Origin of the sequence: Kitasatospora sp. NPDC004799 (assembly GCF_040609095.1) — a bacterium.
Lineage (GTDB): Bacteria > Actinomycetota > Actinomycetes > Streptomycetales > Streptomycetaceae > Kitasatospora.
The window spans coordinates 1-7,138 of the sequence record NZ_JBEXJK010000406.1; the positions used below are offsets into that span (position 1 = coordinate 1).

General features: G+C 73.7%; 7 protein-coding genes. 5 read left to right on the forward strand and 2 right to left on the reverse strand.

Annotated features, from left to right (window positions below):
* The first annotated feature begins 118 nt into the window (after positions 1-118).
* Positions 119-1,447, forward strand: a complete 1,329-nt coding sequence (locus ABZW03_RS33770) for a PQQ-binding-like beta-propeller repeat protein (RefSeq protein WP_355267018.1) — start codon at positions 119-121, stop codon at positions 1,445-1,447.
* Between the two features lie 37 nt (positions 1,448-1,484).
* On the opposite strand, the gene galE is transcribed toward ABZW03_RS33770, so the two are convergent.
* Entirely contained in the window at positions 1,485-2,471 is a 987-nt protein-coding gene (galE, locus tag ABZW03_RS33775) for a UDP-glucose 4-epimerase GalE (RefSeq protein WP_355267021.1), read from the reverse strand.
* A 145-nt stretch (positions 2,472-2,616) separates the two neighbouring features.
* On the opposite strand from galE, the gene ABZW03_RS33780 reads away from it, so the two are divergent.
* On the forward strand, positions 2,617-3,780 hold the full coding sequence (locus tag ABZW03_RS33780) for a trypsin-like peptidase domain-containing protein (RefSeq protein ID WP_355267024.1): 1,164 nt from the start codon (positions 2,617-2,619) through the stop codon (positions 3,778-3,780).
* A gap of 186 nt (positions 3,781-3,966) precedes the next feature.
* On the opposite strand, the gene ABZW03_RS33785 is transcribed toward ABZW03_RS33780, so the two are convergent.
* Positions 3,967-5,136 carry a sensor domain-containing protein gene (locus tag ABZW03_RS33785; RefSeq protein WP_355267036.1) on the reverse strand — a complete coding sequence of 390 codons (1,170 nt, stop codon included), beginning with the start codon at positions 5,134-5,136 and terminating at the stop codon, positions 3,967-3,969.
* Positions 5,137-5,476: 340 nt separating this feature from the next.
* On the opposite strand from ABZW03_RS33785, the gene ABZW03_RS33790 reads away from it, so the two are divergent.
* The 3 genes from ABZW03_RS33790 to ABZW03_RS33800 all read left to right on the forward strand — a co-directional run.
* On the forward strand, positions 5,477-5,893 hold the full coding sequence (locus ABZW03_RS33790; protein ID WP_355267027.1) for an NADH-quinone oxidoreductase subunit A: 417 nt from the start codon (positions 5,477-5,479) through the stop codon (positions 5,891-5,893).
* Positions 5,884-6,534 (forward strand): NADH-quinone oxidoreductase subunit B family protein, encoded by a 651-nt coding sequence (locus ABZW03_RS33795; protein WP_355267030.1) that lies wholly within the window; start codon positions 5,884-5,886, stop codon positions 6,532-6,534. The genes ABZW03_RS33790 and ABZW03_RS33795 overlap by 10 nt, the downstream gene beginning before the upstream one ends.
* On the forward strand, positions 6,531-7,138 hold a 608-nt coding region (locus tag ABZW03_RS33800; protein ID WP_355267033.1), incomplete at its 3' end, for an NADH-quinone oxidoreductase subunit C. The genes ABZW03_RS33795 and ABZW03_RS33800, both read left to right, overlap by 4 nt.

Genomic DNA, 7,138 nt, shown 5'->3' on the forward strand with positions numbered 1-7,138 from the left:
ATGGTCGCGACGACCTCCTCCGGCACGGTGCCGCCGGAGACGCCGATGAACACGTCGGCGCCGGCCGGCCGACCCGCGCACCAACGCGGGGCGGCACGCGCAGCCGCCGGCCGGGCCGGTGCACAGCCCGCCCCGGCCGGCTCCGGGCTCGGACGCCGAGATCCCGACCGCGAAGATCGCCTCCCCGAACAAGCACCGGGCGCCGTCCGGCGGCTCCGTCGAGGTGCAGCTGTCCGGTGCCTCGGTGCGGATAGGCCCGGGGCCGCGGGCCGAGTACGAGCAGCCCGGCCCGAACACCGCCCCGGCCACGACCGACTGGGTCCGCCGGGCGCCCACCCCGCCGCCCCCGCCGGTCGCCCGCTGGCGCCCCTGGCGGTTCCGGATGTCCAACGACGTCTGGGGCACCCCGGTGGTCGCCGACGGCACGCTCTTCGTCTCCAGCTTCGAGGTGCACGCGCTGGACATCGCCTCCGGCGAGCGCCGCTACAAGACCCGGGACGTCGCCTGGGCGCTCGCGGTGGACGCCGGCCGGGTGCACGCCGCGGACGGCCCGCACCTGTACACCGTGGACACCGCGGACGGCACCGAGCGGTGGCGCACCTCGCTGGACGGCTGGGTCTACTCGCTCGCCGCCGCCGACGGCGTGCTCTGCTGCGGCATCAGGGGCGGCGGCGTCCAGCTCCGCTCGGCCGCCAACGGCGCCGAGCTGTGGCGCGCCGACGACGCCCAGCAGGACTTCGAGAACCCGCAGTCCGGCCCGGTCCTGGTGGGCGGCGCCGCCTACTACTACGGCGGCGGGCGGCTGCGCTGCGTCGACCCGCGCGGCGCGGGCCTGCGCTGGTCCTTCCCGGTCGGGGAGGACGTTCCCTCGCACCCGGTCGAGCGCGGCGGCGTGCTGTACGTGTCGGCCGGCACCCGGGTGTACGCGCTGGACGCGGCCAGCGGGGCCGAGCGCTGGCGCTTCGAGGCCCCGGTGGTGCTGTTCACCCCGCCCGCCCTGGACGCCGACGCGGTCTACGTGGCCGACTACCTGGGCACGGTGTACGCCTTGGACGCGGCCACCGGCCTGGACCGCTGGCGCGGGGTCACCGGCCGCCGCCAGGGCGCCGACCCGGTGGTGGTCTCGGACGGCATGGTGCTGGTCGGCAACGGCGAGGTGCTGTACGCCTTCGAGGCGGCCACCGGCCGGGAGCGCTGGCGCTACACCGCCCGCGGCGAGATCGTCGGCTCCCCGGCGGTGGCCGACGGCCTGGTCCACCTGGGCAGCCGGGACCACTCGCTGCACACCCTGGACCTGGCGAGCGGTCAGCTGCGCTGGGAGCTCGGCACCAAGGGCGAGCTCACCGGCTCGCCGGTGGCGGTCGGCGGCCGGGTCTTCGTCGGCTCCAAGGACCGCTGCGTGTACGCGCTGGACGCCTTCTACGGCACGGCGGTGCCCGCCCGCTGAACCGCGGGGCGGACACCGCCGTGCCGGCGCCGCCGGATCAGGCCCTGCGGGCCCCGGGGTGGCGGCTGCACCAGCCGTCCCAGGCGGAGGAGACCATCTCGGTCACGTCGTGGCGGGCCGTCCAGCCCAGCTCGCGGTGGATCAGGTCGGCGGAGGCCACCACCCGGGCCGGGTCGCCGGCGCGGCGCGGGGTCACCTCGGCGGCGGTGTCGTAGCCGGTGACCTTGCCGATCACCTCCAGCATCTCCTTGACGCTGACGCCCTCGCCGCGGCCGATGTTCAGCACCAGGGAGGTCGCGCCGGCCGGGTCGGCGGCCATCCGCTTGGCGGCCGCCACGTGCGCCGAGGCGATGTCGGAGACGTGGATGAAGTCGCGGACGCAGGTGCCGTCCGGGGTCGGGTAGTCGTCGCCGAAGATCCGCGGGGCCTGGCCGGCGGTGAGCCGCTCGAAGACCATCGGGATCAGGTTGAACACCCCGGCGTCGGAGAGCTCGGGGGAGGCGGCGCCGGCCACGTTGAAGTAGCGCAGGGCCACGGTGGACATGCCGTAGGCCTTGCCGGCCGCGGCGACCAGCCACTCGCCGGCCAGCTTGGTCTCGCCGTACGGGCTCATCGGGTCGCACGGGGTGGACTCGGTGACCAGGTCGACGTCCGGCATGCCGTAGACCGCGGCGGAGGAGGAGAAGAGGAAGCGCTTCACCCCGCCCTCGGCGGCGGCCTCCAGGACGGTCTGGAGGCCGATCATGTTCTCGCGGTAGTACAGGAAGGGCTGCTCGACGGACTCGCCGACCTGCTTCTTGGCGGCGAAGTGCAGGATGCCCTCGACGCCGTGCTCGCGGATCGCGGCGTCCAGGGCGGCGCGGTCCAGGGTGGAGCCCTCGATCAGGGGGACGCCGGCCGGCAGCCGGGAGGCGTCGCCGGTGCTGAGGTCGTCCAGGACGGCGACGCGCTCCCCGGCGTCGAGCAGCTGTCGGACGACGTGTCCGCCGATGTATCCGGCACCGCCGGTGATCAACCAAGTCATGTGCCGATCCTAGGGTCTGCCCTCGAACTCCCCACGTTCGGGCGAGTCGGGACCGCAAAGCGGACAAAACGGTGAAAAGCTGACAAGGATTTCCGTGCGTTCAGGCCCGCGCCGCTCGGCGCGGTGACGAATCGGAGGCCACCAGGTGAGCCGTTACGAGGAACACGCCCGTCCCCTGCCCGCCGGATCGCGGCGGACCGGTCCGAAGGCGGGGGCCGGACGGCTGCCGGGGGCGGTCGCGGTCGCGGTGACGGCCGCGCTGGCGCTGGCCGGGTGCAGCAGCGGTTCGTCCTCCTCGGCCACCGTCGCCGCCACCACCTCGCCCTCGGCCTCCGGCGCCACCCGGGCCTCCGCGACGTCCGGCCAGTCGAACGGCGCGACCCAGCTGCAGGAGGCCTACCAGACGGTGATCGCCGACGTGCTGCCCTCCGTGGTGCAGATCACCACCGGCGACAGCCTCGGCTCCGGGATCGTCTACGACGACAAGGGCGACATCGTCACCAACGCCCATGTGATCGGCTCCGCGAAGACCTTCACGGTGACCCTCGCCAACAGCACCACGACGCTGGACGCCGAGCTGGTCGGCAGCTACCCCGACTCCGACCTCGCGGTGATCCGGCTGACCAAGCCGCCGAGCGGCCTCAAGCCGGCCAGCTTCGGCGACTCGGGCAAGGTCCAGCTCGGCCAGATCACCCTCGCCATGGGCAGTCCGCTGGGGCTCTCCAGCAGCGTCACCCAGGGCATCGTCTCGGCCACCGGGCGGACCGTCACCGAACCCCAGGGCCCCGGCTCGCCGGGCGCCACCATCGGCAACATGGTGCAGACCTCGGCGGCGATCAACCCGGGCAACAGCGGCGGCGCGCTGGTGAACCTGGACAGCAAGGTGATCGGGATCAACACGCTCGCCGCGACCGAGCCGCAGACCAACGGCGCGGCCGCCCCCGGCATCGGCTTCGCCATCCCGGCCAGCACCATCACCAACATCGCCGACCAGCTGATCAAGCAGGGCAAGGTCACCAACTCCGGCCGGGCCGCGCTCGGCATCACCGCCCGGACCAGCTTCAACCAGCAGTTCCAGCCGGCCGGCGCGGTCATCGTGGCGGTCACCGCGGGCGGGGCGGCGGCCTCGGCGGGGCTCCAGGCCGGCGACGTCATCACCAGGATCGGCGACACCCAGGTGGACTCGTTGAACGCGCTCACCACCGCGCTCGCCTCGCTCACCCCGGGCAGCAAGGTCACCGTCACCTACACCCGGGACGGCGGCACCAGGACCGCCGAGGTCACCCTCGGCGAGCTGCAGGCGCCGTAGCGGGCCGTACCGAATCGAGCCGTACCGCGGGAAGCCGCACCGAACGCCGGTACGGGGACGCCGGGCCGCACGCCGCGCAAGGGTTCAGCGGGCCGGGTGCCGTACCGGACCGGCGCCGGGACCTCGTCCCGCCTCGACGAGGTCCCGGCGCCCTGGTGTTCCCGTGGGTGCCCGGGCGGGGCGCGGTCAGCGGCGGGCGGCGCGGGTGCGCCAGGGCAGCTCGACGGTGACGGTGGTCGGGCCGCCCTCGGGGCTGTCCACCAGGAAGACCCCGTCCACCGCGCGGATCCGCTCGGCCAGCCCGGCCAGGCCGCTGCCCGGGTAGGGGGCCGCGCCGCCCTTGCCGTCGTCCTGGACCAGCACCATCAGCTGGTCGTCCGAGCGCCAGACCTCGACCGAGGCGGAGCGGGCGCCGGCGTGCTTGGAGACGTTGGTCAGCAGCTCGCTGACGGTGAAGTAGGCGATGCCCTCGACCGCCGAGTCCGGGCGCTCGGGCTGCCCGTCCGGGCCGGCCAGGTCGACGTTCACCCGGACCCCGCCGGGGACGGTGCAGCGGGCGGCGACCGAGGACAGCGCGGCGTCCAGGCCGCGGTCGGTGAGCACCGCCGGGTGGATGCCGCGGGCCAGGTCGCGCAGCTCCTGGAGGGCCAGCTTCACCTCGCCGTGGGCGTTGTCGACCATCCTGGTGGCGGCCGCCATGTCGTCCTCGCTCTCCACCTCGCGCAGCCGCTCCTTGGCCATGCCGAGGTCCATCGCCAGCGCGACCAGCCGGGCCTGGGCCCCGTCGTGCAGGTCGCGCTCGATCCGGCGCAGGTCGGCGGCGGCGGTGTCGACCACGGTGCCGCGGTCGTCCTCCAGCTCGCGCACCCGCTCGGCCAGGGCGCCGGGGAAGAGCAGCGACTCGATCAGGATGCGGTCGGTGGCGGCGAGCCCGCGGACCACCCAGGGCAGCACCGGCCAGAGCGCGATCACCGAGATTAGGGTCAGCGAGAAGCTGAGCACGCCCCAGGGCAGCATCAGCACGTTGTAGAGCGCCGAGCGCCAGTTCAGCAGGTCGGTGAGCTGGGCGATGGTGTAGCCGACGATCCCCGGACGGCGCGGCTTCACCGGCTCCGGCTCGTCGATCTCGGAGCCGTACGCCGCCCGGGCCCGCTGTCGGCCGTACGCGCCCAGGTAGCGCGAGGCGGCCAGCCCGCCGGCCAGCAGCGGCAGGCCGATCACGGTGATCGACAGGCCCAGGCCGACCGACAGCGTGGTCACGGCCACCAGGAAGCCGAAGATGCCGAGCGGCAGGTTGAACAGCAGCCGGCCGGCCTGGTGCCACATCCTCGTGCCGTACAGCGGCGGACGCTCCATCCGAGCGTCCTGCTCCTTGATGGCGTCCACGGCGCGGTGCAGCGGCTTCATCCGGATCTACCGTCCCTCTTCGTCGTGCGGCTGGACCAAGCTTCCCGAACCGGGGGCGGTGGAGGCCATGGGGGTGATACATCTTCCCGGCCGGGGGTTAACCCCACCCCCGGGCCCGTCCGCCGGACCTCCGCCGGGGTGTCCACCGGTCGTCTTGCGGATCGGGCAGGGTTCGGGCGGACCGGAGCGGGCCCCTTAGACTCACGCTTTGGCCAGCGTTAGGCCCGTAAGAGTAAACGTCGTAGAACTGTCCTGAGGGTGGGTTCACGGCCGAGGTGGAGGCGAAGGCATGGAGGGGAAGCGCGCGGCGGTCGCCGCGGCCGACCCGGCGGTCGGCAGCGGCTACTTCGACGCGTACGCCGCGATGGGCCTGCTGGCCGTCGTCGGGGTGCTCTTCGTCGCCGTGGCGTTCACCGCCAACCGGCTGCTGCGGCCCGTGGTGTACTCGCCCGAGAAACTCCTCGCCTACGAGTGCGGGGTGGACCCGGTGGGCGAGGACTGGGCGCACACCCAGATCCGCTACTACGTGTACGCCTTCCTCTACGTGATCTTCGCGGTCGACGCGATCTACCTGTTCCCCTGGGCGACCGTCTTCGCCTCCGCCGGGTACGGCGCCGGAACGCTGATCGAGATGTTCCTGTTCATCGGCTTCCTCGCGGTCGGGTTGCTCTACGCCTGGAAGAAGGGCGTTCTGGAATGGACGTGACGCACTCCCACTCGCACGGCGGCGCGCAGGGCGGTCCCGTCCCGCTCGGCCTGCCGGACCCCGCGCGCCCCGGCGCCGTCGAGCGCCGCGGCATCGGCCCGCTGGCCCGGCTCGCGCCGGACCCGGTCAAGGTGGTGCTCAACTGGGGGCGCCGCTACAGCCTCTGGTGCTTCAACTTCGGGCTGGCCTGCTGCGCGATCGAATTCATCGCCGCGTCCATGGCCAAGCACGACTTCATCCGTATGGGTGTCATCCCGTTCGCACCCGGACCCCGTCAGGCTGATCTGATGATCGTCTCCGGGACGGTCACCGACAAGATGGCGCCGGCCGTGAAGCGGCTCTACGAGCAGATGCCCGAGCCGAAGTACGTCATCTCCTTCGGCGCCTGCTCCAACTCGGGCGGCCCGTACTGGGACTCGTACTCGGTCACCAAGGGCGTGGACCAGATCATCCCGGTGGACGTCTACGTGCCCGGCTGCCCGCCGCGGCCGGAGGCGCTGCTCCAGGGCATCCTCAAGCTCCAGGAGAAGATCGCCGCCGAGTCCCTGCCGGACCGCTACACCGCGCCCGCGTCGGCCCTGCGCCGCCCGCTGGTGGCGGGGCCGTCGGCCGGTTCTTCGACCGAGGGAGGGGTCTCGTGACGTCCGCCGAGCAGTACGCGGCGTCGGTCGGGGAGTGGGCGACCGGCGCCGAGGCGTACGGGCTGATCACCGTCGACGTCCCGGCCGAGCACTGGGTCGAGGCGCTCACCAACGCCCGGGACGTCCTGGGCCTGGGCTTCTTCGACTGGCTGAGCGCCGTCGACGAGCTGGCCGAGGGCTTCTCCGTGGTCGCGCACCTGGCCGCCGTCGAGGCGCCCGGCGTGCGGCACCTCGCGCTGCGCACCCGGGTGCCGCGCGACGCGGCGGCGCTGCCGACCGCCGTCCCGGTGTACGCGGGTGCCGCCTGGCACGAGCGCGAGACCCACGAGATGTTCGGCATCGACTTCCCCGGGCACCCCTACCTGGCCACCCTGCTGCTGCCGGACGGCTTCGAGGGGAACCCGCTGCGCAAGGAGTTCGTGCTGGCGGCCCGGGTCGCCAAGGACTGGCCGGGCGCCAAGGAGCCGGGCGAGTCGGACCACGGCGGCGGGCCGGCCCGGCGCAAGATGCAGCCGGCCGGTGTGCCGGACCCGAACGAGTGGGGGCCGCTCAAGGGCACCCTGCCGCCGGTCGCCGAGCGGCCCGCGCGTGGTGCGCGGGCGGC